We start from the raw sequence: 26,707 nt of genomic DNA, 5'->3' as shown, positions 1-26,707 counted from the left end.
TCGTCAGCGTTTACCCGGGCTCTCGCTGTTGAGGACGCGGGCGCCGGGGACCGGTCCGCTCGCGGTCCGGACGCTGCGGCAGACACCGGCGCCCGCCAGCTCCGCCGCCACCGCTACCGCGGATTCCTCACTCTCACACAGGAATGCGCAGGTGGGGCCGGAACCGGAAACCAAGCCCGCGAGCGCTCCCGCGGTGACGCCGGCGCGCAAGGTCCGGCGCAGCTCCGGCTTCAGCGACAAGGCGGCCGCCTGCAGGTCGTTACCCAGCAGCGGGGCAAGCTGTTTCGGGTCGCCGAAGGCCAAGGCCTGCATCAGCTGCTGTGGTTCGCCGAGCCGCGGCGGCGTGCCGTGCTCGCGTAGCCGGTCGAGTTCGGCGAAGACCGCCGGGGTGGACAAGCCACCCTTGGCCAACGCGAGCACCCAGTGGAAACTGTTGCGGGACAACACTGGTAGCAGTCGTTCGCCGCGCCCCGTGCCCAGCGCGGTACCGCCGTGCAGCGCGAATGGCACATCGCTGCCGAGTTCGGCGGCCACGGCAGTGAGTTCGTCGCGGGTGAGCCCGAGATCCCAGAGCTCGTTGAGTCCGACCAGCGCCGCGGCGCCGTCCGCACTACCGCCGGCCATCCCGCCGGCCACCGGAATGCCCTTGGCGATAGCGAACTCCACCAGCGGCGCCCGGCCCGCCAGATGCGCCAGCCGGACCGCCGCCTTCCACACCAGATTGGTGCGGTCGGTGGGCACGTCGGCGGCGCCTTCGCCGGAGACCCGCACGGCCAGCGAGGCCGCGGGGGCGATCTCCACGTCGTCGCTCAGCGACAGCGCCTGGAACACCGTTGTCAGGTCGTGGAACCCATCGGCGCGCAGGTCACCGACTCCGAGATGGAGGTTCACCTTCGACGGCGCGCGCACGGTGATGGGGCTCGGCACAACTGACAGCACGGTGCCCAAGCCTAACGGGTGGTCCCGGCCGTCGCGCCCCCCGATATCGGGCTATCACTCGAGCGGAATCGTATGGTTACAGCAGCGCGCCGCCGGTGGCGTCGATCCACTGCCCGGTGACCCAGCGCCCGTCGGCGGAGGCGAGGAAACCGACGACATCGGCCACCTCGGCGGGTTGACCGAGCCGGTTCAGCGGCGACATCCGCGACACCATCGCCGCGGTCTCGGCATCGTTCAAGAAGTGGGCGTTCATGTCGGTGTCGATCACACCGGGTGCGACGGCGTTCACGGTGATCCCGCGCGCGCCGACCTCCTTGGCCAGCACGCTGGTCATGGCATTGATCGCACCCTTGGTCATCGTGTAGGCGATCAGCTCCGGCATGTGCGCCCCGTGGGTGAGGCCGGTGGAGATATTGATGATCCGGCCGCCGTCGCGCAGCCGGTCCAGGCCGAGCTTGGTCACGAAGAACGGCGCCTTGGTGTTGACCGCGAAGACCCGGTCGAACGCGGCCTCGTCGGTGCCCGCGATCGGCTCCCGGATGCCGTCGATGCCCGCGTTGTTGACCAGGATGTCCACCCCGTCGGCGTGCGCGTCGAAGGCGGCCCACAGTGCCGCGGCGTCGTCGGGCACGCCGAGTTCGGCGCGGATCGCGAAGGCCGAGCCGCCCGCGGCCTCGATCGCGGCGACGGTTTCCTTGGCCGCCTCCTCGTTGCCGTTGTAGTGGACCGCTACCCGTGCGCCGTCCCGGCCGAGTCGTTCGGCGATGCCGCGGCCGATGCCCCGGCTGGCTCCGGTCACCAGTGCGGTCTTGCCTGTCAGTGCGCCCATTGTGTGGGTTCCTTTCTCTAGCGATCACTACAGAATGGGACGTTAGCACATTATCTAGCGATCGCTATAGAATGACTCCATGAGCACCTCCACCCGAGGCAGGCCGCGCTCGTTCGATCGAGCGACCGCACTGGACAAGGCCACCCGCCTGTTCTGGGCGCGCGGCTACGAGGCCACCTCGATCGGCGATCTCACCGCCGCGATGGGCATCGGTGCGCCGAGCCTCTACGCGGCCTTCGGCGACAAGGCGACGCTGTTCAACGAGGCCGTGCAGACCTTCGGCGCGCGGTACGGCCAATTCATCGCCCGCGCGCTGAACGAGGAACCGACGGCCGAGGCGGCGGTGCGGCGTTTCCTGCGCGAGGCGGCGGCGGAGTACACCCGGTCCGACTGTCCGCACGGCTGCCTGGTGATGAGTGCGGGCGTCAACACGACCAGCGGCGAGGTCGCCGACATGCTGCGCGGATTGCGCGAGCGGAACCTCGGACTGATCAGGGAACGCATTCAGGCCGATATCGACGCCGGGGTGCTCGTCACCGATGCCGACGCGGCGACCCTGGCGCGCTACATCGGCACCGTCATGCAGGGAATGTCGCAGGCGTCGCGGGACGGGGCGAGCCGGGCGGAACTGGAGCAGGTTGCCGAGTTGGCGATGCACGGCTGGGTGGCGACCACACCGGAAGGATGAGGTCGCGGCGCGATAAATGGCTCTGCAGTATGAAGGAACAGCATCGGCACCGTGTGACGATCGTCCGGTAATAGATCAGCCTGAAATTAATCTCGGATCGACTATCGGCACGCAGCCGGGGCCGCCGGCTTCCGCACCGGCCGGCCGGATCTTCTGGGCACTGGTCGGGCTGTACATCCTGGCGACCCTGCTCGGTTCCGCGGCGATGCTTGCGCTGCAACCGGTTTCGGGCATCGACCCGGCGGCGCTCGCGCTGGTCCAGTTCGGTCCGGCGCTCGGCGCGCTGGTCACCTGGTTCGTCGGGCGCAGGATTGTCGGGCCACTGCTTCCGGCGCCGGTGCCCGCCGGGCAGGTTCGCGCAAACCTTGGCTACGTCCTGATGGCATGCCTGCTCTGCGGGCTATCGGTCGCCGGGGCAACAGCATTCGCGGGGCACGAACTGGTCGGACCCGCCGCGGTCGGAGGCCTGCCCTTCGTGGCGTTCTTCGCGATCCAGCTCGTCGGCGCGACCGGCGAGGAGATCGGGTGGCGCGGGTTCCTGCAACCGCTACTGGAAACGCGAGTGCGGCGGTTCGCGGCTATCGCCGTGACCGGTGCGACATGGGCACTGTGGCACGTGCAGGCGTTCGGGGCGGGTCCGGTAGTCGCCCTTTCGTTCTTCGTCTCGGCGATGGCGTTCGCGGTGCTGCTCGGCAGTCTCGGTACCGGTAGCTGCCGGCAGCGGATTGCGGTTGCGGCAGTGGGGCACTGGTTGATCAATGTCGGGATCTATCTGACTGCCGGGGACGAGACGCTCGGTAGTCCGCAGGTCGTGTTCATCGCGGGGGGTGCTGTTGTCGCGACCGCGGCGACCCTCGCAGTACGGTCGTGGCGGGCCCGATGAACGGTCGAATCGCCGCTTGCGCCAGATACCCCCAAGGGGTATCTTCGTTCATGTCGGGGTACCCCCGGCCCGTATGATGGAGAATGAGCTAAGGAGTCGGAGATGCCCAGTTCCACCTACACCGTCACGGGGATGACCTGCGGGCACTGCGTGAGCTCCGTCAAGACGGAGATCGGCAAGATCGACGGTGTCACCAGTGTCGATGTCGATCTCGCCAGCGGTGCGGTCACCGTCGACAGCGCGGCACCGATCGCCGATTCCGAGATCGCCGCCGCCGTGGACGAGGCGGGGTACGAGGTCGCCGTCTGATACCGGACCGGCTGGAGTTCGCCGCCTGCGGGCGCCGAATCAGGCCGGAGCCTTGCATTTTCGGATCGCGGGACCGGACGGCACGCCGGACGTCCGGTTCCGCATCCAGCACGACATGAGGCCGAACCGATCATCGGTCCGACACGATGCGGGATCAGGTGAGACTGGCCGCACCCGAAGTCGCGTCTCCTGCGCAGACCCCCGCGTGCGGGCGCGTATCGGCGCTATCTAAACTTCTCCCCCGGCGGCGCGGAACACACCGGCAGCCGTTCACCATGGACGACACCATGGTCGAATCATCCACAGGCCCATCCACATCCGACGGCGCACCGCGTCAGGGCGACGGGCACGGAGGTCCGCACTCGCGAGCCTGCGCCCGATCGAGCCGTCGACAGACGGGGTGACCTGCGGTTACTGCGCGACGTGAATCGTGAAGAAGCACAGTCGGATCGACCGCGCCACCGCGACCGCCGACGTTGCGACAAAAAGTCAAATGTCTGTTATCCACAATCTGCATCGCCAGAATCGCCGGTGGAACGCGTTGCCGATGCAGGGTTGCCGCGCGCGTATTCGCTTCGGCCGCAACACAAACCGACCAGTACGCCTAACTCGGTACGCTTCCGCAGACTGCGCTACTCAGGCCTGGGCGGCGAGACGAACGAACGCAGCGGTGTCGAGGGTTTCACCGCGGGCCGTCGGCGCGATACCGGCGGCGACGAGGCGACGCTCGGCTTCGGCGGGTGAGCCTGCCCAGCCGGCCAACGCTGCCCGCAAGGTCTTCCGGCGTTGCGCGAAAGCCGCGTCGACAACCTCCCAGACGCGGCGGCGATGGTCCTCGTCCATCGACCACGGGGGTTCGGCGTAGCGGTCCACGCGGACCAGGCCGGAATCGACGCGCGGGACCGGCCAGAAGACCTGGGTGCCGACGGCGCCCGCACGGCGGACGGTACCGAAGAATCCGGCCTTCACGCTGGGCACGCCGTAGATGCGACTGCCGGGCGCGGCCGCGAGCCGGTCCGCCACCTCGGCCTGCACCATTACCAAAGACACTGCGATGCTGGGCAATTCGGCCAGCAGATGCAGCAGCACCGGGACCGCCACGTTGTACGGGAGGTTTGCCACCAACGCGGTCGGCGACGCCGGGAGGTCGGCAGCCGCGATCCGCAGCGCATCCGCCTCGACGACCGTCAACCGGTCGGCGAGTTCGGGCGCCCGGTCCGCGACGGTCACCGGGAGGTGCTCGGCGAGCACCGGATCAATTTCGACGGCAACGACCGAATCCACGACGTCGAGCAGCGCCAACGTCAGCGAGCCGAGCCCAGGCCCGACCTCGAGCACCACATCGTCGCGCCCGACCCCGGCCGCCGTGACGATGCGGCGCACCGTGTTCCCGTCGTGCACGAAGTTCTGCCCGAGCTGCTTGGTCGGCCGCACGCCGAGCCGCTCGGCCAGCACCCGCACTTCGGCGGGCCCCAGCAACGCGGCACTCCCACGAGCAGCAACTTCAGGTTCGGACACCTGAAGAACCTATCAACCTCCGGGATGTGCCCGGCCGCGCCGCCTCGTTGCGGGCGCAGCCGGAGGCCGGGGACTATCGCTGCGGCGCCGGTGCCTTGACGCGGTCGAGGAAAGAATCGATGGCCGCCCACATCGGCGGGTTGAGCTGGGTGTGGCTGCCGGTGCCGGTGACGGTCTGGAAATCGACACCGTTGGCGGCGAACTGGGCGGCCAGCGCGGCATGCAGCGGGGAGGGCACGACGGTGTCGGTGATGTTGAGCAGCAACAGGATCGGGGCGTCGTAACCCGAGGTCGGCACGGTGAGGTAGGTGTCGAGGGCGGAGCGGATGGGCTCGTCGGCGAGCGGCCTGGCGAGCAGGTCGCCGACGCCGAGGCCGCGCACGCGCTCGGTGATGCCGTCCAGGCACCGGGTGCCGACGCTGTCCAGGACCTCGCGACCTTGCGGGGTGAGGTACTGGTCGACGTGCACGTCCGGGCGGGCGGCACGCAGGCCGGCCAGGATGCTGACGAAGAAGCTCATCGCGCCGTCACCGCCGCGGACCGCGGGGATGTTCGGCCCGGCCAGCGGCAGCACCTTCTCCACATCGGATTCGGGGTCGATCGCGATGGTGCCGCGGAAGTCCAGGTCGGGCGCGTAGGTGGCCTGCAGGTGGCCGGTGCCGAGCGCGGCCTGCCCGCCCTGCGAGACCCCGAGCACGGCCCAGGTGCGCGACAACTCGGGATGGGTGGTGCGGGCGGCGCGCAGCAGATCGATGGTGGCGGTCGCCTCGGAGGCGATCTCCAGGTAGGGGTGCGGGCCGGTGTCGAAGCGGCCGAGGCCGAGGTAGTCGGGCGCGACCACGGCGAAGCCCTGGCCGAGCAGACGCTGGATCAGTTGGTCCTCTTTGGACCGGATCTGCTGATAAGGATGGCCCGCCGGATCCGACTGCCCACCGCAGCCCGCGCCGAGACCGCTGGTGCCGTGGTCGTAGGCGACGACCGGCCAGCCTGCCGCGGGCGGCGCGCCCTGCGGGACGAACAGCGCGCCACTGGCCTGCCGCGGCGTTCCGTCCGATGCGCGCATCCAGTACTCGACCACCGAGCCACCCGACACCCCGTGCCAGCCGTCCGGCTGGGCGGCGACCGAGATCAGCGTCCCGGGAGTTTCCGCGTGTGCCGGAGCAACATTCACGCACAATGCGGCACTGGCCGACAACGTGGCTACCGCCACCGCACGCCGACACGCCTGAACAACCCTCATCGACCACACCTCACTGACCCGACCCACACCGTCACAAACCTGGACGAGTGTACAGATCAGCGGAATATTGCCTGGTCCCCGTGACCGCTCGGCGAATCAAAGGCAACACGAAAGGGTTCCGCCGCGTAACCGCCATCACACGCACAGGTTCTGCTTTCCCGCATAGGGAATCGCATGCAATTCCCTATGCGGGAAACGAAAGGTGTGCGGCTCTAGGGGTTCAGCTGATGCCGAGGCGACTGGTGCAGGCGGGCCACGCGCCCCAACCCTGCCGGGCGCGGGTGACCTCGGCGATGGCGATCTGCTCCTCGCGGGTCGCGAGGTCGGCGCGTGGTGCGTACTTCAGGCCGCCCTGACGTTCCCAGGTGCTTTGGTCGAACTGGATGCCGCCGTAGTAACCGTTGCCGTTGTTGATGCTCCAGTTGCCGGTGGACTCACAGCGGGCCAGCGCGTCCCAGACCGCTCCGTCGCGCACCGGCGGCACCTCGGTGCCCGGCTTGGCGCCTTTGCGGATGGTCTTCGGCTGCGCGGTCACCGTCACCGTCGAGGCGATCGGCTTACGCTCCACCTCGGCGCCGTTGACCATGGTGACCGCGAACGTGACGTCCTGCACGCCCGGCGCGCCCTGGGTTTCCACCACCGAGCGGCTCATGTTCATGGTCGGGTCTTCGATCACGTTCTCCGGCGGGTCGAGCGGCAGCGTCTCGGTCCGTTGCTCGATCCGCTTGCGCGTCACCGTGATTCGCGTGCCATCGGTGAGCGGGGTGGACGCGGCGGGCTCGACGGTGTCCTGCTCGATCAGCGGAACGCCCGCGACCGTGAGCAATTCGCCAACGGTCGGCGCGGCCAACCGGAGGTCGACCGGTGCGCCGCTGCCGTCGATCAGCGAGACCGCCCGTGGCGTCGCGACTTTCAGCGCGGCACCTTCCAGCGGGAGCTTCTCGGTGCGGGCCGGCGAGACGTACACCTCACTGGGCAGGCTCAGCTGCTCGAGCGCCTCGCCCGCGGTCAGGCCGGTGGTCCACACCTTGCGGGCCTGGCCGTCGACCATCAGCTGCACCTCACGCGCCCGGTTGAGCGTGATGGTGGCGCCGTCGCCGATCCGCGCGGCCAGCCCGGGGGCCACCTTGTCGCGCTCGGTCACCGCGAACCCGGCGGCCCGCAGCACACCGCGCACGTTGAGCGACATGGTCGTCTCGACCCGCTTCTCGCCGTCGACGACGACCGTCACCGTCTTGCGGTTCACGATCGCGAGCCCGGCGCCGACGATCAGCGTCATCAGCAACGCGCCGACCGCCACGTACAGCAGCGGCGAGCGAGACTGGTTGATCCTCGTGAATGGGGACATGGTCACAGTACGATAACGAGGGGTTTGGGGGTAGACAACCTTCACTGGCTTCAGCTGGAGCTATCAATATCACGAAAAGATATCGACGCCGCAGGTTGATCACGAATTGTGACCACCACAGTGACCTAGGACACACCCCGCATATCCAGCCCCCTTACGGGTACTCAGGGTGCCGAAAAATAGCGGGTTCGACTCAGATGCCGTAGACGCGCCGAGCGTTCGCCGTGGTGATCTTCGCCAATTCGGCGGGGTCCTGTTCGCGCACTTCCGCCAGCGCCCGCACCGTGTACGGCAAGCAATACGGTTCGTTGGGGGCACCACGGAATGGATGCGGAGTCAAATAGGGCGCGTCCGTTTCGACCAGAATGAGCTCGTCCGGCACCACTTTGGCGGCTTCGCGCAACTCATGCGCATTCTTGAAACTGACTGTGCCGGAGAAACTCAGCACATAGCCCTCGGCCACACAGGCCAGCGCCATATTGGTGTCCGACGAGAAGCAATGGAAGATAACGGTATTCGGCGCACCCTCATCCAGCAGCACCGTCAGCAAATCGTGGTCGGCCTCGCGATTGTGGATCATCAGCGGTTTGCGCAGCCGCTTCGCCAGGTCGATGTGCCAGCGGAAACCCTCGACCTGCGTCTCGATGTCGGCGCAGCCGTCGAGCTTGCCCGGCCAGTAGTAGTCGAGTCCGGTCTCGCCGATCGCGACCACGCGAGGGTCGGCGGCGAGCCGCTCGAGTTCGGCCTTCGCGGCCTCGTCTAGCGCGTTGGCGCGGGTCGGGTGCAGTGCGACGGCGGCGTAGACGCGGGAATCCCAGTGCGCGGCCTGCACGGCCCACTGCGCGGCGGCGAGATCGTCGGCGACGGTGACCACCTGGCCGACGCCGACCGAGGCGGCCCGGTCCACGATCACGGCGGTGGACGCCGCGTCGGTGGCGCCACAGGCATCGAGGTGCGTGTGCGCGTCGACGATCGGAGCGAGCGGCTCCGGCAGGTCCGGGGCGGGGCGCTTGTTGCTCATCGGGCACCGCCGGTCACCGCGACATCGGCACCGGCGGGCCGGCGCGCGGCGACCAGCGAATCGGCACAGCGGATATTCGCGCGAAGGTTGGAAACCACGCGCATTACAGTAGACACACCATGAGCGAGCGTAGCGAGCGAATCGAATTAACAGCGCGCCCCGCGCATGACGGAGCCGAGCGCAGCGAGGTGGAGTCATGAGCGCAGCTGACCGCCCCGCCTTCTATATCACTACGGCCATCGCGTACCCGAACGGTGCGCCGCACATCGGGCATGCGTACGAGTACATCTCGGCCGACGCCATCGCCCGGTTCAAGCGGCTCGACGGGTACGACGTCTTCTTCATGACCGGCACCGACGAGCACGGTCAGAAGATGCAGCAGACGGCCGTCGCCGAGGGCCTCCCGGTGCAGGAGCTCGCGGCGCGCAACTCCGACGTGTTCGAGGCGATGGACAAGACGCTCGACGTCACCTTCGACCGGTTCATCCGTACCACCGACGAGGACCATCAGGCGGCCAGTGTCGCCATCTGGGAGCGGATGCTCGCCAACGGCGATATCTACCTCGGCAACTACTCGGGCTGGTACTCGGTGCGCGACGAGGCCTTCTACACCGAGGAAGAGACCACGCTGCTCGACGACGGCACCCGGATCTCCACCGAGACGAAGACGCCGGTCACCTGGACCGAGGAGTCGAACTTCTTCTTCCGGCTCTCGGCCTACCAGGACAAGCTGCTCGCGCTCTACGAGGAGCACCCCGAGTTCATCGCGCCCGCCACCCGGCGCAACGAGATCGTCAGCTACGTCAAGGCGGGGCTGAAGGATCTGTCCATCTCGCGCACCACCTTCGACTGGGGCGTGCCGGTGCCCGGCCACCCCGATCACGTGATGTACGTGTGGGTGGACGCGCTCACCAACTACATCACCGGCGTCGGCTTCCCGGACACCGAATCGTCTGCGTTCCAGCGGTTCTGGCCCGCCGACGTGCACATCATCGGCAAGGACATCACCCGGTTCCACACGGTCTACTGGCCTGCGTTCCTGCTGTCGGCGGGCATCGAGTTGCCGAAACGCGTTTTCGTGCACGGGTTCCTGTACAACAAGGGCGAGAAGATGTCCAAGTCGGTCGGCAATGTGGTCGATCCGCTGGAGCTGGTGGACACCTACGGTCTGGACGCGGTGCGCTTCTTCCTGCTGCGCGAGATCTCCTACGGGCAGGACGGCAGCTACAGCCACGAGGCGATCGTCGGCCGGATCAACTCGGATCTGGCCAACGAGTTCGGCAACCTGGTGCAGCGCAGCACCAAGCTGGTCGCGCGCGACTGCGGCGGCGTGGTGCCGACGCCGGGTGAGTTCACCGAGGCCGACCAGACACTGCTGGCGTTGACCAATGGGCTGCTCGACCGCTGCCGCGCCGAATTCGACGCGCAGCAAATGCATCTCGCGCTGGAAGCGATCTGGTTGACGCTCGGCGAGACGAACAAGTACTTCTCCGCGCAGGCGCCGTGGGCGCTGGCCAAGTCCGGCACGCCGGAGGATCTGGCCCGCGAGGCGACGGTGCTGTACGTGACGCTAGAGGTGTTGCGCATCGTCGCGATCCTGGTGCAGCCGGTGATGCCGGGTTCGGCGGGCAAGATCCTCGATCAGCTCGGCCAGCAGGAGCGCAGCTTCGCCGACATCGCGACGCCGATCGTGCCCGGCGTGCCGCTGCCCGCGCCGGAACCGGTGTACCCCAAGTACATCGAGCCGAAGGAGTGAGCCGCACGCGGCCTGCTCGGTCGCGTGTGTCGAATCAGGCTGTGCCCGTGCCGCGTTGGCGACGCCGCACCATGCTGCTGCGCGCGGGCACACACTGCCTGATGGTCGAGTAGCCCGCGCGCGGCACGGTCCGGCCGAGCGGGCCGTGCTCGGGGTGGGCCGGGACGGCAGACGGGCGGCTGCGACCGACCGTGGCGAGTAGCGCTCTCACCGCGGTGCGCAACAACTCTCGGATTCCCCGTTCGATTCTCCGCCCCGTGTACCACCGCGTACTGAACACCTACCGGAAGGTACCGTACGCGGCCCGAACCCGGACCGAAACGGCCATCGTTGCCCACTGGCGCGTAATCCCCTGGCGCACAGACGCATAATGCTTGGTTACGAATGCATATGTTCGCTGAACAGGGAGGGCACCGATGCGCCGACAACAGGCGACAGGATCGACACCCATGCCGCAGAACAGCTTCGCCGATCGGCATCGCGCGGCACGAGACGCGGTCCTGGTCTCGCAGCGTGGGCGGCTCATCGAGGCGATGGTCGAATGCGTCGACAGCATGGGATATTCCGGCACCACGCTCACCGATATCGTTGCCCGAGCACGAGTCTCGCGCAGCACCTTCTACGAGCACTTCGCGAACAAGGAAGAGTGCTTCGTCGAGGCGGTGCACACCGGCGTGGACATCGTGGCCACCCGGATCGCCGAGGAACTCGCCCAGCTCGCGCCGGATGCCGACGCGCACGCCAGGATCGAATCGATCGTCGTCACCTTCTGCGAAACCGTCGCTGCCGAACCGGATTTCGCGCGACTGATCCTTGTCGAGTCGTTCAAGGTGAACCAGGCCGCCGTCGACTTCCGCGACCTGGCCGTCGACCGCTTCGCCGAGCTGTACCGAATCTTCTACGACCAAGCGCGCCAAGCGGATCCGGCCTTACCGGAGGTGTCGGACGAGCTGATCGCCTTACTTCCGGACGCGATCGGGGAGCGGACCCGCCGCGTCATCGTGTCCGACGGCCCCGCTCGCGTCCCCGACCTGGCTCCGCTGTTCGTGCAATTCGTCAACGCCACACTCGGCCTGTAACCGTAGTGCCCGCTGCGCTTTTCAGCGGCGAGCGGTTACTTCCAGCGCGCGAGGAGCCGCTCGAGCTCCGCGGTGAGCGCCCGCTGTAGGAAGGGCCCGAAGCTGATCCTGGCCACACCCTGATCGGCGAGCACCGCCTTGTCGGACTTGTCCGGCAGGCCGACCATGCTGATCGGCAGGGGCAGTTCACCGGTCAGCCTGCGCACGGCAGCGTCGCCGGACGCACCCGCCGGGAAGAGCACGTCGGCACCCGCGGCAGCGGCCAGGCGCAGCCGCTCGATGGCACGATCGACCCGGTCCGCCTCGTCACCGTCCTGGCGCAGGAACAGATCGGTCCTGGCGTTGACCACCACGTGCACCCCGGCCGCGTCGGCGAACTGACGCAGGCCGTGCACGAGATCGGCGTGCTCCTGCGGCGCGCGCAACCGCTGCCCCTCGCTGTGCACGGTGTCCTCGATATTGAGCCCGACGGCGCCGGCCTGGAGCAGACCGTCGATCAGCTGCGCCGGTTCGAGGCCGTAGCCCGACTCGATATCCACCGACACCGGCACGTCGACGGCCTCGGTGATCTGCCGGACCCTGGTGAGCAACTCGGCGAAGGTCATCCCCTCGCCGTCGGCGCGCCCGATCGAGTCGGCCACCGGATGACTGCCCACGGTGAGCGCGGCGAACCCGGCGTCCACCGCCACCTTCGCCGACCACGCGTCCCACACGGTGGGCAGTACGGCGGGGTCACCGGGACGGTGCAGTGCGAGGAAGGTCTTGGCCTTGCTTTCCAGAGAAGACATAGGACGATCATGCCGCGTCGGCGCGGCGCGCACCATGGCGCGGTTCGTCACCTGACCGCGGTCGCACCGCACAAACGCCGCCGGTCAGTCCTCGCTGTCGCGGCGGGCGACCAGCACCGCGTCGTAGAGCTCGTTGCGGGAGACGCCGTGCTGGCCGGCGAGCTGGGCGCAGGCGTCCTTGAGGCGGATGCCGTCGGCGGTGAGCGCTTGGACCTCGTCCACCAGGTCGACCGGGTCGACGGACTTGGGTTGCGCGCCCTCGAGGACGACGGTGATCTCGCCGCGGGCGCCGTCGACGGCCCAGGCGGCGACCTCGGCGAGGGTGCCGCGGATGACCTCCTCGTAGGTTTTGGTCAGTTCGCGGCAGACGGCGGCGCGCCGGTCGGGGCCGAGCACGGTGACGGCGTCGGCCAGGCAGTCGGCGAGGCGGTGCGGTGCCTCGAAGAACACGCAGGCGCGCGGCTCGGTGGCCAAGGTGCGCAACCACTCTCGGCGCTGACCGCCCTTGCGCGGGGCGAAGCCGTCGAAGCAGAACCGTTCCACCGGCAGTGCGGACAGCGCGAGCGCCGTGGTGACCGCCGACGGGCCGGGCAGGCAGGTCACCGGCAGATCGCGCTCCGCGCACGCCGCGACCAGCCGGTAGCCGGGGTCGCTCACCGAGGGCATGCCCGCGTCGGTGACCAGCAGCACGGTGCGCCCGGCCTCGATATCGGCGAGCAGCGCCGGAATCTTCGCGACCTCCACGTGGTCGTAGAAGCTGATCACCCGGCCGGCGATCGCCACGCCGAGCGCCTTGGCGAGCGATTTGGTCCGCCGGGTGTCCTCCGCCGCGACGATGTCCGCGGACCCGAGCGCGTCGCGCAGCCGCTGCGAGGCATCGCCGATGTCCCCCATCGGCGTCGCCGCAAGCACCAGCCTGCCCGGCCCTGTCGCATCGTCCGCCACCGCACTCCCGTCTCGACCGCGCCCGGCACCTACCGAACCTTCGCAGCCTATCGACCCGCCCACCCCGCGCCCGCAGCCCTACTGCGCCACGCACAGCCGAATGCGCCACGCGCCCGTTTTCGCCATCGGTTCGGGCGCAGGAACCATGCGACATATCGGACAGCACGAGGCGTACATGGCGACACGAGACATGCGCGGCACCACCAGACATGCGCGGCAGCACGAGACGCGCGCGGCGACACGAGACATGCGCGGCACCACGAGACATTCCCGGCAACATGGACGCGTACGCGGCAATCGTGGGATGTACGCATCACTCCCGGACACCTTGTTCGACGCGCGGCAGTGGTCGGCGTACTCGGTATGTGATCGTGACCACTCGGCGAGTACGCGCGTGCTAGGGATTTCACACGGTGTCGGGCTCACCGCTGCGGGACCTCGTGGCGCGCACAGCATACGATCGGAGCGTGACACAGGTGACCGACCAGCGCGCGACCGCTCCGTTCGGGTCCGTGCCCTCCTGGTCGAGCCCCGCGCCGCGGCGACCCTCGCCCGATTTCGGGCCGACCGACACGCTGCGCGGCTGGCTCGTCACCGCGTTCCTCACGGCGATCGCGGCGGTAACGCGGTTCACCATGCTCAACTACCCCACCGACGCGGGCACCCCGGTGTTCGACGAGAAGCATTACGCGCCACAGGGCTGGCAGATGCTCAACGGCGGCTGGGTGGAGGACAACCCCGGCTACGGGCTGGTGGTGCATCCGCCGGTCGGCAAGCAGCTCATCGCGATCGGGGAAGCGATATTCGGCTACAACGGCTGGGGCTGGCGCTTCGCCTCCGCGGTGGCCGGAACCCTGCTCGTCCTGCTGGTGATCCGCATCGTGCGGCGGCTGGCCAGGTCCACCCTGATCGGCGCGATCGCGGGCATTCTGCTGATCGCCGACGGCACCACCTTCGTCTCCTCGCGCATCGGCATGCTCGACATCTTCCTGGCGATGTTCGTCACGGCCGCCTTCGGCTGTCTGATCGTCGACCGGGACGAGGTGCGGGCCCGGTTCGCCAAGGCCGACGCCGAAGGCCGGATCGGCGAGACACCCTGGGGACCGCGCCTGGGGGTGCGCTGGTGGCGCTTCGGCGCCGGGGTGCTGCTCGGATTGGCCTGCGGGACAAAATGGTCCGGCGTCTACTTCATCATCGCCTTCGGCCTGCTCAGCGTCGGCTTCGACCTGGCGGCCCGGCGCGCCTATGGCGTGCGCAGTCCATGGTCCGGCACGGCGATCCGCGATGTCGGCCCCGCCCTGTACGCGCTGGTGCTGGTGCCGCTCGGGGTGTATCTCGGCACCTACTGGGCCTGGTTCGCCAGCGAGACCGGCGTCAACCGGTGGGCGGTCGGCAATCAGGTCGGCACCGGCGGGCCGTTCAGCTGGATCCCCGCTGCCCTGCGTTCGCTCTGGTTCTACAGCGGCGAGGCGCTCAAATTCCATGAAGGCCTGACCAATTCGGCGGGCAATCACCACCCCTGGGAGTCCAAGCCGTGGACCTGGCCGATGGGGCTGCGGCCGATGCTCTACTACTACGCCGACAACGGCGTCAGCGGCTGCGGGCAGACCCAGTGCGTCAAGGCCGTCATGCTGATCGGCACCCCGGCGATCTGGTGGCTGGCCTTCCCGGTGATCGCCTGGATGATCTGGCGCATCGTGGTGCGGCGCGACTGGCGCTACGCCGCGGTGCTCGTCGGCTACAGCGCGGCGCTGCTGCCCTGGTTCCTCACCCTCGACCGGCAGATGTACTACTTCTACGCCGTGGCGCTCGCCCCGTTCCTGGTGATGGGCATGGCGCTGGTCCTCGGCGACATCCTCGGCCCGTCCCGGCGAATACCCGTGCCACGCAGTCCGGTCGGCACCTACCTACCGGTCGCGCCCGACGAACGGCACACCCTCGGCCTGCTCGCCGTCTGTCTCTACCTCGGCCTGGTGATCGCCAATTTCATCTGGCTCTGGCCGATCCTCACCGCACTGCCGATCACACCGGGCAACTGGCACGACCACCTCTGGTTGCCGAGCTGGCGCTGAGCACGCGCAGCGCCGCTCAACCCTCCAGCGCCGCTTTGACGTAACGGAGCGCGGCGGCGTCGTCGAGCCCCAAGCGGCGAACGGTAGCGACGTAAGCCGTGGCGGCGCGGCCTGCCACGTCGCGCGTCGGATCTCCGGAGGAGGCGATGAAAGAGCCTTGCCTGCCCCGGGTTTCGACCACGCCGTCGGCCTCCAGCTCGCGGTAGGCGCGCGCCACCGTGTTCGGCGCGAGACCGAGTTGCGCGGCCAGCGCCCGCACGGTGGGGATCTTGGTGCCCGCGGTCAGCTCGCCGGAGCGCACCTTGGCGATGATCCCCATGCGTAGCTGCTCGTAGGGCGGGACAGCCGACTCATGCGACACGGTGATGTTGAACATGGTTGGATCACAACTCATCCCGGGATAGTGGACAGGACAGACAGCGGGGTCCGCCTCTACCGGAACCCAATTCGGAGCCAGGAATGCGCAGCACCTCGATGCCCGCGTCTTCCAGGCGAGCATTCGTCATCTCGTTGCGCTCGTAGGCGGCCACCACGCCCGGCGCGATGGCCAGCGTGTTGTTGCCGTCGTCCCACTGTTCGCGCTCGGCGGTGACGCCGTCGAGGCCGGTGTCGATCACCCGCAGTTTGTCGATGCCCATCGCCTTGGCCGCGGCGACCAGGAACGGATCGGGCCCGCTCATCGCCACCCGGCCCTCGCCGTTGCGGCCGCTGTAATCGTCTTCGCGTTGAATGGTGAACGCGCACAGCGAGTCACGCACCGCCGGGTACATCACCAGCGCGTCGCTGTCGACCATCGTGCAGACGGTGTCCAGGTGCATGGTCGCCCGGTTCTGCGCGATCGGCACGACCAGCACTGTGTGCGCGAGGTCGTCGTCGAACAGGCTGCGCGCCAACGCTTCCGCGCCCGCTGGCGAGGTGCGTTCGCCGACACCTACCGCGACGACACCGGGCGCGAGCAGCAGCACGTCGCCGCCCTCGATGGGCGCGGTGTGCGATTCGTAGGCGCGGCGCACCCCGAGGAAACGCGGATGGAAGGCGTAGATCAGGTCGGTGAGCGAGGTTTCCCGGATCCGGGCGGGCAGCGCCAGCGAGGTGATCGCGACGCGTGGCCCGATCCAGAACGAGGAGTCCCTGGTGAACAGCAGGTTGGGCAGCGGATCGATGACGAAGTCCGCGCCGTGGTGCATCCGGCGCACCAGCGAGGTGGCGTCGGGTCCGAACGGCAGTTCGTCGAAGGTCATTCCGGCCATCAGGATGTTGGCCAGGTCCCTGGCCCGGACGCCGCGCAGGAAGGCGGCGAGCTGGTCGGCGAGCGTGTGCCCGAGCCTGCGCGCGTCCACCGCGGCGGAGATGCCCTGGATGCGGGCGGCGCCGCTGACCGCGAGGGTCTCGGCGAGCAGGTCGGCCAGCAGCAGCACCTCGACACCGCGCTCGCGCAGCACGCCGGTGAACGCGTCGTGCTCCTGTTGGGCCCGCTCCACCCAGGGAATGCCGTCGAACAGCAGCTGATCGTTGTTGCGCGGGGTGAGCCTGCGCAGCTCGTCGCCGGGCCGATGCAACAGCACCGTGCGCAGCGTGCCGACCTCGGAGGTCACCGTCAACCGCGTGCCCGGACTGTCGGGGTCCAGCCCGTCCGCGTCCGAGTCCTCTCCGTGCCGCGCGGGCACAGCATCTGCTCCCATGCTCAGACCGTAGTTCGCCGGGGGCTCCAGAGCACGTTATTCGGGGGTTCGTTGTGGTCTTGCGGCGTGGTGCAGCCCTCGCCATCGGCGGATCGGGCCGACTGGCCGATGCGGGCGATTCCTCCCCCGGCTCCGACTAACCTCAAGTATTGTTGAGGGGAATGGAGGAGCGTGCATGTCGACAGCCGATTGGCGAGCAAAGGAGCTGACCCCCGGGCAGCTTTCCGAGCGTAGCGGAGTAGCAGTTTCCGCGTTGCACTTCTACGAACGCGAAGGACTCATCAGCAGTCGGCGGACCAGCGGGAATCAACGCAGATACGCGCGCGAGACGCTGCGGCGGGTCGCTTTCATCCGCATTTCCCAGCGGGTCGGTATACCGCTCAGCGAGATTCGCGACGCCCTCGATCAGCTGCCGGAAGGCCGCAACCCCACCCGCCGCGACTGGGAGACGCTGTCCACCACCTGGCGCGCCGACCTCGACGACCGCATCACCCAACTGATTCGGTTGCGCGACAACCTGACCGGCTGCATCGGCTGCGGCTGTCTGTCACTCGGCAGCTGCAAACTGGTCAACGAGCACGACCGGCTCGGCACCGAAGGCCCCGGCGCGCGCGTGCTGGATGTGCAGCTCAATTGTGCTGCGCGGCCAGCAACCGGCTGAACCTGGCGCTGGCGCGCCGCATCACAATCTCGTAGGGCAGCGCGAACTTTCGCGCCCACCAGTAGCCGAAGCGAATGTCGAAGGACGTGTAGATCAGGAATCGGTTGCGCGCGATGCCGCGCAGGATCGAGGCCGCCACATGCTCCGGCGACACCGCGTGCTTGGTGAACGACTCGGTGAGCCTGCGGATCTTCGGTGACTCCCGGTCGACGCCGACCAGTTCGACGCTGTGCACCAGCGGTGTGTCCACCGCGCCGGGCACCACCAGGTGCACCGAGATGTTGTGCTGGTCGAGGTCGAAGCGCAGCACCTCGGAGACGCCGCGGATGCCGTACTTGCTCGCGCTGTAGGCCGCGTGCCAGGGCAGCGCGAGCAGACCGGCCGCCGACGAGACGTTGACCAGCGAGCCGCCCTTGCCCGCCCGCACCATCGGCGGCACGAAGTTCTCGATCACGTGGATCGGACCCATCAGGTTGACGTCGACCATGCGCCGCCAATGCTTGTGCTCCAGATTTTCCACGGTGCCCCAGGCCGAGGTGCCCGCGACGTTCATCACGATGTCGAGGCTGCCGTGCTCGCCGTGCACCTGCTCGGCGAAGGCAGTGACCGCATCGAAGTCGGTGATGTCGAACGCCCGCGCGGCGAGCACGACGCCGCCGTCGCGCCGGATGCCCGCCACCGTGTCGTCCAGTCCGGCGGCATCGATGTCGGTGAGCACCAGCTCGGCGCCCGCCGCGGCGGCGGCCTGCGCGGTGGCCCGGCCTATTCCGCTGGCGGCGCCCGTGATCAGCACCTTCGCGTCCCGCACTGTCCTGCGGCCCGGTCGCCCATTACCTCGCACTGCGCATCCTCATCTCGAATTTCTCGAATCGGCTCACCGCAGGGTAATCGAGCGCGGCTCAGCGGCCCAGTACGGCGAGCATTCCGGCCACCGCCCTGGGCCAGGTGTACTGCTCGGCCCGGCTGCGGGCCGCGCGCCTGCGGCCCACCGTCGGCAGCGCGAGCACGTCGGTGACGGCCTGCGCGAACGCGGAGCCGCGGTCGTCGGCGACCGCGCCGCACTCGGCGGTCACGATGTCCTTGAGCGCCGAGGACCGGCTCGCCACCACCGGTGTGCCCGCCGCCAGCGCCTCCAGCGCGGCGAGGCCGAACGTCTCGTGCGGGCCGGGGGCCAGTGAAACATCCGCGGTGGCAAGCAGTTTCGCCACCATCGCGCGCTCGGAGATGAAGCCGGTGAAATGCACGGCGGGCAGTCCGCCTGTCAGTGCGGGCAGCGCACGCGCTCGGCGCTCCAATGCCTCGCGGCGTGGCCCGTCACCCGCGACGACCAACCGGACCTCGGTGCCCGCCTCGTGCAAGGCCGCGACCGCCTCGATGCTGCGCTCCACCCGTTTCTCCACCGACAACCTGCCGCAGTGCACCAGCAGCGGATGACCGGGCACCCCGAGATCGGCGCGCAGTCTGCCATCGTGCCTGCGCGGGCTGAACAGCTCCAGGTCCACCCCGAGCGGCACCAGCTCGACGTTCGGCGCATCGATCCGCAGGAACTCTTCGCGGGCGAACTCGGTGGTGCAGACGACGATGTCGTAGTCGGCGGCGGTGCGGCCGTTGGCCACGTCGGCGCAGCGGCGCGCGGCCCGGCGCGGCATGAACTGGCCGAGCAGCCGGTCGAGGCGTTCGTGCGAGATCATCACCCCGGTCACGTCGCGGCGCCGGGCCCAGCGGCCGAATCCGCGCAGGGTCAGCCGGTCCGACACCTCGAGCACGTCGGGGCGCAGCCCGGTGAGCACATCGGCAACCCGCCGCGGATCGGCCGCGCGGTAGCCGCCGGTCCACGGAATAGCCAAGGCGGGCAGGGTTATTCGCAGCACGCCGGTCGGCAGCAGCTCTTCCGAGCGGCGTGCGCCCGGCACGATGAGCACCACTTCGTGGCCTGCCGTCACGTAGCCCTCACCGAGGTGATGCAAGGCAGTGCGCAACCCACCCGACCGCGGGCCGTAGAAGTTCGCAAGCTGAACTATGCGCACCTCGCCGATGGTGCAGCCCATCGGGTGATCCTCGGGACCGGTGCGCCCAACGCGGCGTGAACAGCCGTGGAAGACCCGGCGAACCGGCTTGTCAGGGCTACTCCGGCCACACCTTGATCAATCCGTGGCCGCTCGCGGCGGGCAGCACGGGCGAGAGCTCGGCCCGCACCGGTATCCACTCGGTGTCGGTGAACCGCACGCGTAGTCGCAGGTGTCTGGCGTCCGTTCCGGCGGGTTCGGCGGCCAGCTCGGCGCAGGCGGCGCGGAAGCCGGCGAGGTCGTCGGGGTGCACTGTCGGGCGTTCGACGGCCCAGCGGTCCAGCGGCGGGGCCGGGGTCCTGGTCCACTCGTAGATGAGGCAGGAACTCAGGCCGACGAAGCCGACGCCGTCGTCCGCCCGCTGCGAGACCGCGCGCAGCATGGTCATGTCGACATCGGGCTGGGCGGGCGCGCCATCGGCGAATTCGTGCATCACCGCCCTGATCCGGCGGGCCACCGGATCGGCCCTGGTCACCATCTGAAAGCTGCGCACCACGCCGTCGTCGCCGAGCATGTCGACCTCGCTCTGATGCCTGCCGTCGAGCGTGCCGACCATCTCGAAATAGTCGATCCGGCCCTCGAAGCGCACCATGCGGCCGAAGGCCTCCGGCGGCGTGCGGATCACCCGGACGTCCTCGGGCGCCCTGGCGAACACCAGCTCCTCCAAACCCGGCCCGTGGTGCGCCAATTCGGTGTCGGCCACCCAGTCCCACGCGGCGACCCGCAGCCGCGGCGGCGGCGGTTGATCGTCGGTCCCGGCCCACACCTGCACGCCGTGCACCTCGTCGAACGCGCACCGGATCGGCACACCGTGCACGACAAGCCCTGTCTCGCAATGGGTCACGGACTCGGCGGTCTCGACGCAGCACTGCACCACCTCGATGATGCGTTGCGGCGCCGCGGCATGCAGTTCCCGGCGGACCCGCAGCAGGCGGGCCCAGTCCTTCACCTTTGTCCCATCGGACACCAGCGTCGGCGCCGTGCACTGCCCATCCGGCGTGCGGCCCAGCGTTTCGACCAGCAACCAATCATGTTCGGACAGTTGATGTTCGGACGAGCGTTCTGCGGTCATATCCCCGCAGTGCCGCGACTCGCCCTCGGCAGGTCGAGGTCGAGCGGGATGCGGCCGACCGCCAGGTGCGCCTCCACCTCGTCGGCGGGCATCGGCCGGGCGATCAGAAAACCCTGTGCCCGATAGCAACCGAGCCCGACCAGGGTGCGCGCGGCCACCGCCGTCTCGACGCCCTCGCCCACCACGCCGAGGCCGAACGAACCGGCAAGCCCGATAATGGATTTCACGATCGCCAGATCATCGGTGCTCGCGCCGAGGCGCTGCACGAAGCCGCGGTCGATCTTCACCGCGTCGACCGGCAGCGCCTTCAGATGCGACAGCGAGCTGTAGCCGGTGCCGAAATCGTCGATGGCGATCTGCACGCCCATCCGCTTGAGTCCGCGCAGGGTGACCTGGGTGCGCGCCAGATCCTGCACCACCACGTGCTCGGTGATCTCCAGGCAGATCGAGCTGCCGTCGATGCCGAACAGCCGCAGGATGTCCTCGATTCGTTCCACGAAGTCCAGGCTGACCAGCTGCACCGGCGAAACATTGATGCGCATCACGACATTCGCCGCGAGGCCGCGCCTGCGCCACTCGGCGAACTGGGCACACGCCGACCTGATCACCCAGCGCCCGAGCTCACCGGCCAGGTTGGTCGCCTCCGCCACCGTGACGAACGCGGCGGGCGGCAGCAGACCCCGGGTCGGATGCAGCCAGCGGACCAGCGCCTCCAGGGCGACGATGCGCCCGGTGCGCAGATCGACCTCGGGTTGATAGTGCAGCAGCAGCGAGCCGTCGGACACGGCGCCGCGCAGGTTGAGCTCGACGTCGTCCTGCAGCTCGAACTGGGCCCGCATGGCGTCGGTGAACACAGCAACGCCGTTGCCACCGCCCGATTTCGCGGACAGCAGCGCGTGATCGGCGCGGCGCAACACGTCGGCGACGGTGGTCTCGCCGGGGATGCCGACGGCCACACCGATACTCGCCGCGCGACTCACCGATTCCCCGCCGACGGTGACCCGGCGGCCGATGAGCTGCTGGATCCGGGTGCCCTCCTCCTCCGCCGCGACCGCGTCCATCGGCTTGGCCGGCACGATGACGAACTCGTCACCGCCGAGCCGCGCGATCATGTCGTCCGGGTCGAGGTGCTCGCGCAGCCGCGACGAGAGGGTGCGGATGAAGTTGTCGCCCGCGGTGTGCCCGAGGAAGTCGTTGAGCGCCTTGAGCCGATCCAGGTCCAGGAAGAACGCCGCCACCGGCCCCGGGCTGCCCGGTTTCAGCCGCTCGTCCATGTGCTCGAGCAGCGCGCGGCGGTTGGCCAGTCCGGTCAGGTCGTCGTGCAGCGCGATGTAGCGCAACCTCTCCTCGGCGACGACCCGCGCCTGCAACTGCGCGAACAGCGCGGCGATCGCCTTGAGCACGTTGAGCTCGCGGGTGCTCCACTGCCGGTCGCCGGTCTTGATGAAGCCGAGCACGCCGGTCGACTCGCCGCGCGAGAGCAGCGGCACCGCGGCGGTGGTGACGACGGGGATGCCGGAGGCCCGGCGCATCGTCTCCTGATAGTCGGCGAACTCCGGTGTGGGGCGGGCGATCATCGGTTCGGTCCCGTGCTCGAACGCGCGGAACACCGGATCGGCGCCCTCGAAGTAGACGACCTCCAGCGGATCCGGATCGGGCACCTGCGGCCGGTGCGGCCACTCCGCGATCAGTACCGACGCCCGGCGCTCGCGGTCGGTGTGGCGCACGTAGCTGAAGTCGACATCGAAGTATTCGACCAGCTGAGCCAGCACCCGTTCGGTCGCCTCGGCCATGGTCGTGGCGTCGACACCCATCAGCTCGGAGGCGACCTGGGTCACCAATGAGTCGAGCGTCCGCCGAGGCACCTTGTCTCCGATCACGCTATCCACGGGTGTCCACGCCCGGCATCGGCCGCCGCCGCCTGCGAAGCCGCCCATTACGACCCCGGGCAGCAGCCGATTCGCTCAGGCATAGCACCAACGCCATGGTCTCATGCTCAGGTACTCCGAGTAGGTCCGAGAATCGAAGCGACGCCAGTGTATCCACGAAATCCGGGAAAATCGTGGCCGGTGCGCCAGGGAGTCGCGCTTTTCGGCTGCTCTCCGCACCCATCCGTCACCCCACCATTCCGGGGTCGGTATCCGACGCACGGCAGCCGGGCTGTTCGACTCGAATCGGCGAGCCGTGCAATTCATCGGCAATTGCCCGACATCCCCGATTATCCCACCAGATCGGATCGGCCCGATAGCGATCATCGGAATCGCGGCCCGGCGGAAAATGACCTGCTACCGTCCACCCGAAGCCGCCAGCAACCCGGATCGGCGCGGCGGCGCTGCTCGCCTCGACAGCCATACTGTTCCTACTCCGTTGCTCCGCATCCTTACGCGGTCGTCGAACCGGGGCCGACATCTCCACCCGAATCCTGCTTTCGGACGGGTTTGCCTAGGGCAGTATCCGTCATCCGGCAAGAATTGACCAGACGTCTGGTTAATCTTCCGAAAACTGGATGCGCCCCTGTAAATTCCCCCTGGTCAGAACCCATCTCGGGGTTGAGCGAGATACCAGAGTGACTGGTCGGTTCTAGTGCAGCTAACCAGTAGCAAGCTAGACGAGGATGGAGATGAACAGCTCGACCGAATCCGGCCCCTGCCAGATCTCGATCTCTTCCCGATAAGCCCGGGTGATCTCGGCCGACGCTGTCGCGTCATCGACCTGCGCCCACACGTCCTCCACCGGATCGTGATAGTCGCCGTTCGGCGCGAAGCGGGCGTAGACACCCTTCGGCACGCGCACCAGAACATCGCCGATCGGCACCGCCTCGGGTTCGCGGTACTCGAAGCAGACGACAGCGTTGTAATTTCCGGCCGGGTCCGGCACGTACACGGTGTACATCGGACGGTCCTCGCCCTTACGGTCGCGCAGGCGGTCCTTGAGGAACTCGATCAGGTCGCTGTTGCTGACCTTGAAGCTCGGGCGCACGCGGGGTACCACCAGGCCGCCGTAAATCGCCTCACCACGCACTGCGATCGCATAAGTCATCGGGCGTCTACCGCCAGATACAGCTCGATCTTGTAGGCGTGCGGATAACACTCGAAGTCACCGGTGTAGGTGCGTTTGATCTGGTTGTGTTCCTCGGCGTACGCAATCTGGGTCCAGAGGTCGGTCATCACCTGCGGAAAGTTACCGACCGAGGAGAACCGCGCATAGGTGCCGCGCGGCAGCCTGGCCACCAGATGGCCGCGGGTGACGTCGCCGAAGGACGCGCACTCGTAGCCGACGATCTGGGTGTTGTAGGTGCCGAGCTCACCGGTGTAGTCGGTGTAGGCGCTGGCGAGCGGGCCGCCCAGCTCCTGGTGCAGCACGGTCGCCCAGGCGGCCTCGAGGTCGTGGTCACGCAGCTCTCCGAGCGCACGTTTAGGGCTGCGCACCGGCAACCCGGCAACCCACGTTTCGTCCCGCTCGACGATTTCAAACTGCATGGAAAGACTCTTTCGAGATGAATCCGGGGGCGATGCCCGCATCCGGTCGGCCAGAAAGGCCATGCTATCAACACAGACCGCGTGGTCACGATCACATGTCCGGCTTGTTATCCACGGTCACGACCGTCCCGAACTGGACAAATGACCTGCGTCGGGTAAAGCGACACCGCCGGAAAGGCACTCATGCATAGTGGACATGATCGTTTCGCTTGCCGATCAACTGGCCAACCGTCGACCTCGAACGGAGACCTGATGAACGACAGCCCGATCCACGACGAACTCGACGAGCGTGCCGCGGCGCTGGCCGACCAGGTGATCTCTTGGCGCAGGCAGCTGCATCAGCACCCCGAGCTGTCCAACCGGGAAGTCGAGACCGCCGCCCTCATCGCCGACCGGCTGCGCTCGCTGCACCTCGACGAGGTACGCACCGGAATCGCCGGGCACGGCGTCGTCGGGGTACTGCGCGGCGGGCAACCCGGCGACAAGGTGATCGCGCTGCGCGCCGACATCGACGCCTTGCCGGTGCCGGACGAATGCGGCGTGGACTTCGCCTCGCACGTGGTCGACCACCAATATCCCGGCGGCCCGTTCCCGGTGTCGCACGCCTGCGGCCACGACTGCCACACCGCGATGCTGCTGGGTGCCGCGAGTGCGCTTGCAGGCGTGCGCGATCGGCTGCCCGGCACGGTGTTGTTCGTCTTCCAGCCCGCCGAGGAGGGTCCGCCGGTCGACGAAAAGGGCGGCGCGCGAGAGATGCTCGCGCAGGGCGTGTTCGCCGACCCGGTGCCGACGATGGCCTTCGGATTCCACGTGACGCCATTTCCCAAGGGCTACATCGGGTATCGGGTCGGCAATCAGTTCGGCGCGTCGTGTCTGGTGCGGATCACCATCACCGGGCAGCAGGTGCACGGCTCGACACCGTGGATGGGCATCGATCCGATGCCCGCGGTCGGCGCCGTGCTCACCGGCATCGGCCAGCTCTACCGGCAGGTGAACGCGTTCGAGCCGATCACCGTGTCGATCGGGCACATCGAGGATGTCGGCCGGTTCAACATCATCGGCCGCACCGTCACCCTGTGGGGCACCATCCGCTGTGCCGTGGAAGCCGATATGGCCGAGGTGCAGAAGCGGCTCGGCACGCTGGCCGAGCACACCGCGCAGGCTTACAACACCACCGCGACCGTCGACTATCTACAGGATGTGCCCGCGGTGCACAACAAGAAGGAGTGGATCGACGCCGGTCTGCCGACGTTCTGCCGGGTCGCGGGCGTCGACCGCGTCGTGCAGACCCCGGCCACCCTCGGCTACGACGATGTCTCGGAGTTCGTCAACAGATACGGCGGGCTGTATGTGACGCTCGGCGTGCAGGACGCCGAGCTCGCCGACAATGGAATGCCGGTGCCCGCGCCCGGCGGCCGCGGGCTGTTCATGAACCACAGCCCGCACTTCTACGCCGACGACGACACCCTCGTCACCGGTGTCCGGTTGCACGCCCACGTGGCCGTCGACCACCTGACCGGCGCGCTGGTCCCGGATCTAGAGTGATTCCCGTGTGCCACACCATCGCCGAGCTGGATGCCGCGGTCGCCGACTGCTTCGCCTGCCCGCGCCTGGTCGCCTGGCGCGAACAGGTGGCACGGGAGAAGCGCGCCGCGTTCCAGCACGAAACCTATTGGGGCCGCCCGGTTCCCGGTTACGGACCCGACGATGCCCGGCTGTTCGTCGTCGGGCTGGCACCGGCCGCGCACGGCGGCAACCGAACCGGCCGCATGTTCACCGGCGACCGCAGCGGCGACGTGCTCTACGCCGCCATGCACGCGGTCGGGCTGGCCAACCAGCCCACGGCGACCCATCGCGACGACGGCCTGCGTTTGCACGGCGTCCGAGTGACCTCACCGGTGCACTGCGCACCGCCGGACAACAAACCGACGCCCGCCGAGCGCGACCGTTGCAAACACTGGCTGGCCACCGAATTCGCTTTGCTGGCACCGACTGTCCGGGCCGTGGTGGTGCTCGGCGGGTTCGGCTGGCAGGCGCTGCTGCCCGTGCTGGCGGAGGCGGGATGGGTCATTCCACGCCCGCGACCGAAGTTCGGGCACGGGGTGCACGTACAGCTGTCCCCGGCCGAATCCGGCCGCGCACCGCTGCACCTGTTCGGCTGCTATCACGTGAGCCAGCAGAACACCTTCACCGGCCGGCTCACGCCCGCGATGGTCGAGGCGGTGCTGAGCACGGCAGCCCAAGCCGCGGGACTCGACGTCGACGGACCGTCGGCCGACTAGCTCCCGACAACTCCACACGGCCGGCACAGCACCGTTATCGTGGTAGCCGG

General features: G+C 68.4%; 26 protein-coding genes. 9 read left to right on the top strand and 17 right to left on the bottom strand.

Annotated features, from left to right (window positions below; genetic code table 11):
* Positions 1-3: 3 nt before the first annotated feature.
* Both NN4_RS18855 and NN4_RS18850 read right to left on the bottom strand, forming a co-directional pair.
* A complete protein-coding gene (locus tag NN4_RS18855) occupies positions 4-939 on the bottom strand; it encodes a 4-(cytidine 5'-diphospho)-2-C-methyl-D-erythritol kinase (protein ID WP_147132813.1) in 936 nt (311 codons plus the stop codon).
* A 76-nt stretch (positions 940-1,015) separates the two neighbouring features.
* Positions 1,016-1,768 carry an SDR family oxidoreductase gene (locus NN4_RS18850; RefSeq protein WP_147132809.1) on the bottom strand — a complete coding sequence of 251 codons (753 nt, stop codon included), beginning with the start codon at positions 1,766-1,768 and terminating at the stop codon, positions 1,016-1,018.
* Between the two features lie 79 nt (positions 1,769-1,847).
* Between NN4_RS18850 and NN4_RS18845 the strand changes: the two genes are divergently transcribed.
* From NN4_RS18845 to NN4_RS18835, 3 genes are all read left to right on the top strand, one after another.
* On the top strand, positions 1,848-2,456 hold the full coding sequence (locus NN4_RS18845) for a TetR/AcrR family transcriptional regulator (RefSeq protein ID WP_147132806.1): 609 nt from the start codon (positions 1,848-1,850) through the stop codon (positions 2,454-2,456).
* 16 nt (positions 2,457-2,472) lie between these two features.
* Positions 2,473-3,339, top strand: coding sequence for a CPBP family intramembrane glutamic endopeptidase (locus NN4_RS18840; RefSeq protein WP_147132803.1), 867 nt, complete (start codon positions 2,473-2,475; stop codon positions 3,337-3,339).
* Positions 3,340-3,441: 102 nt separating this feature from the next.
* Positions 3,442-3,648 carry a heavy-metal-associated domain-containing protein gene (locus tag NN4_RS18835; RefSeq protein WP_107659299.1) on the top strand — a complete coding sequence of 69 codons (207 nt, stop codon included), beginning with the start codon at positions 3,442-3,444 and terminating at the stop codon, positions 3,646-3,648.
* A gap of 636 nt (positions 3,649-4,284) precedes the next feature.
* Here the strand turns inward: NN4_RS18835 and rsmA are convergent.
* The 4 genes from rsmA to NN4_RS18815 all read right to left on the bottom strand — a co-directional run bounded on the left by rsmA (position 4,285) and on the right by NN4_RS18815 (position 8,775).
* Complete coding sequence (gene rsmA, locus NN4_RS18830) at positions 4,285-5,166, bottom strand: 16S rRNA (adenine(1518)-N(6)/adenine(1519)-N(6))-dimethyltransferase RsmA (RefSeq protein WP_147132800.1); 882 nt, start codon at positions 5,164-5,166, stop codon at positions 4,285-4,287.
* A 73-nt stretch (positions 5,167-5,239) separates the two neighbouring features.
* Entirely contained in the window at positions 5,240-6,406 is a 1,167-nt protein-coding gene (locus NN4_RS18825; RefSeq protein ID WP_147132797.1) for an alpha/beta fold hydrolase, read from the bottom strand.
* Between the two features lie 220 nt (positions 6,407-6,626).
* On the bottom strand, positions 6,627-7,754 hold the full coding sequence (locus NN4_RS46620; protein ID WP_107660942.1) for a resuscitation-promoting factor: 1,128 nt from the start codon (positions 7,752-7,754) through the stop codon (positions 6,627-6,629).
* 193 nt (positions 7,755-7,947) lie between these two features.
* Positions 7,948-8,775: a TatD family hydrolase gene (locus tag NN4_RS18815; protein ID WP_147132794.1), complete on the bottom strand. Its 828-nt coding sequence runs from the start codon at positions 8,773-8,775 to the stop codon at positions 7,948-7,950.
* Positions 8,776-8,971: 196 nt separating this feature from the next.
* On the opposite strand from NN4_RS18815, the gene metG reads away from it, so the two are divergent.
* On the top strand, positions 8,972-10,531 hold the full coding sequence (gene metG / locus NN4_RS18810; RefSeq protein WP_147132791.1) for a methionine--tRNA ligase: 1,560 nt from the start codon (positions 8,972-8,974) through the stop codon (positions 10,529-10,531).
* Positions 10,532-10,980: 449 nt separating this feature from the next.
* The gene (locus tag NN4_RS18805; RefSeq protein WP_246180946.1) at positions 10,981-11,610 is read left to right on the top strand and encodes a TetR/AcrR family transcriptional regulator; all 630 of its coding nucleotides are present in this window, start codon (positions 10,981-10,983) and stop codon (positions 11,608-11,610) included.
* 35 nt (positions 11,611-11,645) lie between these two features.
* On the opposite strand, the gene NN4_RS18800 is transcribed toward NN4_RS18805, so the two are convergent.
* A complete protein-coding gene (locus tag NN4_RS18800; protein ID WP_147132785.1) occupies positions 11,646-12,398 on the bottom strand; it encodes an isocitrate lyase/PEP mutase family protein in 753 nt (250 codons plus the stop codon).
* A gap of 84 nt (positions 12,399-12,482) precedes the next feature.
* A complete protein-coding gene (gene rsmI / locus NN4_RS18795; protein WP_147132782.1) occupies positions 12,483-13,343 on the bottom strand; it encodes a 16S rRNA (cytidine(1402)-2'-O)-methyltransferase in 861 nt (286 codons plus the stop codon).
* Positions 13,344-13,810: 467 nt separating this feature from the next.
* On the opposite strand from rsmI, the gene NN4_RS18790 reads away from it, so the two are divergent.
* The gene (locus NN4_RS18790; protein ID WP_186818503.1) at positions 13,811-15,415 is read left to right on the top strand and encodes a dolichyl-phosphate-mannose--protein mannosyltransferase; all 1,605 of its coding nucleotides are present in this window, start codon (positions 13,811-13,813) and stop codon (positions 15,413-15,415) included.
* Positions 15,416-15,431: 16 nt separating this feature from the next.
* Here the strand turns inward: NN4_RS18790 and NN4_RS18785 are convergent, their stop codons facing one another.
* On the bottom strand, positions 15,432-15,791 hold the full coding sequence (locus NN4_RS18785) for a GntR family transcriptional regulator (protein ID WP_135237604.1): 360 nt from the start codon (positions 15,789-15,791) through the stop codon (positions 15,432-15,434).
* Positions 15,792-15,798: 7 nt separating this feature from the next.
* Complete coding sequence (arcA, locus tag NN4_RS18780) at positions 15,799-17,097, bottom strand: arginine deiminase (protein WP_234391258.1); 1,299 nt, start codon at positions 17,095-17,097, stop codon at positions 15,799-15,801.
* 175 nt (positions 17,098-17,272) lie between these two features.
* Here arcA and soxR point away from each other — a divergent pair, with 175 nt between their 5' ends.
* Positions 17,273-17,758: a redox-sensitive transcriptional activator SoxR gene (soxR, locus tag NN4_RS18775; RefSeq protein WP_107659310.1), complete on the top strand. Its 486-nt coding sequence runs from the start codon at positions 17,273-17,275 to the stop codon at positions 17,756-17,758.
* On the opposite strand, the gene NN4_RS18770 is transcribed toward soxR, so the two are convergent.
* The 7 genes from NN4_RS18770 to NN4_RS18735 all read right to left on the bottom strand — a co-directional run bounded on the left by NN4_RS18770 (position 17,727) and on the right by NN4_RS18735 (position 24,375).
* Complete coding sequence (locus NN4_RS18770) at positions 17,727-18,599, bottom strand: SDR family oxidoreductase (protein WP_147132779.1); 873 nt, start codon at positions 18,597-18,599, stop codon at positions 17,727-17,729. The genes soxR and NN4_RS18770 overlap by 32 nt on opposite strands.
* Before the next feature lie 58 nt (positions 18,600-18,657).
* Positions 18,658-19,785, bottom strand: coding sequence for a glycosyltransferase (locus tag NN4_RS18765; protein WP_147132890.1), 1,128 nt, complete (start codon positions 19,783-19,785; stop codon positions 18,658-18,660).
* Positions 19,786-19,882: 97 nt separating this feature from the next.
* A complete protein-coding gene (locus NN4_RS18760; RefSeq protein WP_147132775.1) occupies positions 19,883-20,896 on the bottom strand; it encodes a GAF domain-containing protein in 1,014 nt (337 codons plus the stop codon).
* The gene (locus tag NN4_RS18755) at positions 20,893-22,710 is read right to left on the bottom strand and encodes a putative bifunctional diguanylate cyclase/phosphodiesterase (RefSeq protein WP_147132887.1); all 1,818 of its coding nucleotides are present in this window, start codon (positions 22,708-22,710) and stop codon (positions 20,893-20,895) included. The genes NN4_RS18760 and NN4_RS18755 overlap by 4 nt, the downstream gene beginning before the upstream one ends.
* Before the next feature lie 301 nt (positions 22,711-23,011).
* Complete coding sequence (locus NN4_RS18745) at positions 23,012-23,248, bottom strand: hypothetical protein (RefSeq protein WP_147132772.1); 237 nt, start codon at positions 23,246-23,248, stop codon at positions 23,012-23,014.
* 252 nt (positions 23,249-23,500) lie between these two features.
* Entirely contained in the window at positions 23,501-23,935 is a 435-nt protein-coding gene (locus tag NN4_RS18740) for an effector binding domain-containing protein (protein WP_147132770.1), read from the bottom strand.
* On the bottom strand, positions 23,932-24,375 hold the full coding sequence (locus NN4_RS18735) for a GyrI-like domain-containing protein (RefSeq protein ID WP_040738955.1): 444 nt from the start codon (positions 24,373-24,375) through the stop codon (positions 23,932-23,934). The genes NN4_RS18740 and NN4_RS18735 overlap by 4 nt, the downstream gene beginning before the upstream one ends.
* Before the next feature lie 252 nt (positions 24,376-24,627).
* On the opposite strand from NN4_RS18735, the gene NN4_RS18730 reads away from it, so the two are divergent.
* The gene (locus tag NN4_RS18730; RefSeq protein ID WP_147132767.1) at positions 24,628-25,920 is read left to right on the top strand and encodes a M20 metallopeptidase family protein; all 1,293 of its coding nucleotides are present in this window, start codon (positions 24,628-24,630) and stop codon (positions 25,918-25,920) included.
* Between the two features lie 5 nt (positions 25,921-25,925).
* Positions 25,926-26,657 carry a uracil-DNA glycosylase gene (locus tag NN4_RS18725; protein WP_147132764.1) on the top strand — a complete coding sequence of 244 codons (732 nt, stop codon included), beginning with the start codon at positions 25,926-25,928 and terminating at the stop codon, positions 26,655-26,657.
* Positions 26,658-26,707 lie beyond the last annotated feature (50 nt).

This window comes from Nocardia ninae NBRC 108245 (genome assembly GCF_007990755.1).
In the GTDB taxonomy this organism is placed as follows: Bacteria; Actinomycetota; Actinomycetes; order Mycobacteriales; family Mycobacteriaceae; genus Nocardia; species Nocardia ninae.
The sequence above is the reverse complement of the archived record's forward strand: the minus strand, read 5'-3'. Positions and strand labels throughout refer to the sequence as shown.

Coding starts and splice junctions, on each gene's coding strand:
- NN4_RS18850 (WP_147132809.1), bottom strand. CDS start 1,768: ATGGGCGCACTGACAGGCAAGACCGCACTGGTGACCGGAGCCAGCCGG.
- NN4_RS18845 (WP_147132806.1), top strand. CDS start 1,848: ATGAGCACCTCCACCCGAGGCAGGCCGCGCTCGTTCGATCGAGCGACC.
- NN4_RS18840 (WP_147132803.1), top strand. CDS start 2,473: ATGGCTCTGCAGTATGAAGGAACAGCATCGGCACCGTGTGACGATCGT.
- NN4_RS18835 (WP_107659299.1), top strand. CDS start 3,442: ATGCCCAGTTCCACCTACACCGTCACGGGGATGACCTGCGGGCACTGC.
- NN4_RS18825 (WP_147132797.1), bottom strand. CDS start 6,406: ATGAGGGTTGTTCAGGCGTGTCGGCGTGCGGTGGCGGTAGCCACGTTG.
- NN4_RS46620 (WP_107660942.1), bottom strand. CDS start 7,754: ATGTCCCCATTCACGAGGATCAACCAGTCTCGCTCGCCGCTGCTGTAC.
- NN4_RS18815 (WP_147132794.1), bottom strand. CDS start 8,775: ATGAGCAACAAGCGCCCCGCCCCGGACCTGCCGGAGCCGCTCGCTCCG.
- metG (WP_147132791.1), top strand. CDS start 8,972: ATGAGCGCAGCTGACCGCCCCGCCTTCTATATCACTACGGCCATCGCG.
- NN4_RS18805 (WP_246180946.1), top strand. CDS start 10,981: ATGCCGCAGAACAGCTTCGCCGATCGGCATCGCGCGGCACGAGACGCG.
- NN4_RS18800 (WP_147132785.1), bottom strand. CDS start 12,398: ATGTCTTCTCTGGAAAGCAAGGCCAAGACCTTCCTCGCACTGCACCGT.
- NN4_RS18785 (WP_135237604.1), bottom strand. CDS start 15,791: ATGTTCAACATCACCGTGTCGCATGAGTCGGCTGTCCCGCCCTACGAG.
- arcA (WP_234391258.1), bottom strand. CDS start 17,097: ATGGGAGCAGATGCTGTGCCCGCGCGGCACGGAGAGGACTCGGACGCG.
- soxR (WP_107659310.1), top strand. CDS start 17,273: ATGTCGACAGCCGATTGGCGAGCAAAGGAGCTGACCCCCGGGCAGCTT.
- NN4_RS18760 (WP_147132775.1), bottom strand. CDS start 20,896: ATGACCGCAGAACGCTCGTCCGAACATCAACTGTCCGAACATGATTGG.
- NN4_RS18755 (WP_147132887.1), bottom strand. CDS start 22,710: ATGGGTGTCGACGCCACGACCATGGCCGAGGCGACCGAACGGGTGCTG.
- NN4_RS18745 (WP_147132772.1), bottom strand. CDS start 23,248: ATGGCTGTCGAGGCGAGCAGCGCCGCCGCGCCGATCCGGGTTGCTGGC.
- NN4_RS18740 (WP_147132770.1), bottom strand. CDS start 23,935: ATGACTTATGCGATCGCAGTGCGTGGTGAGGCGATTTACGGCGGCCTG.
- NN4_RS18735 (WP_040738955.1), bottom strand. CDS start 24,375: ATGCAGTTTGAAATCGTCGAGCGGGACGAAACGTGGGTTGCCGGGTTG.
- NN4_RS18730 (WP_147132767.1), top strand. CDS start 24,628: ATGAACGACAGCCCGATCCACGACGAACTCGACGAGCGTGCCGCGGCG.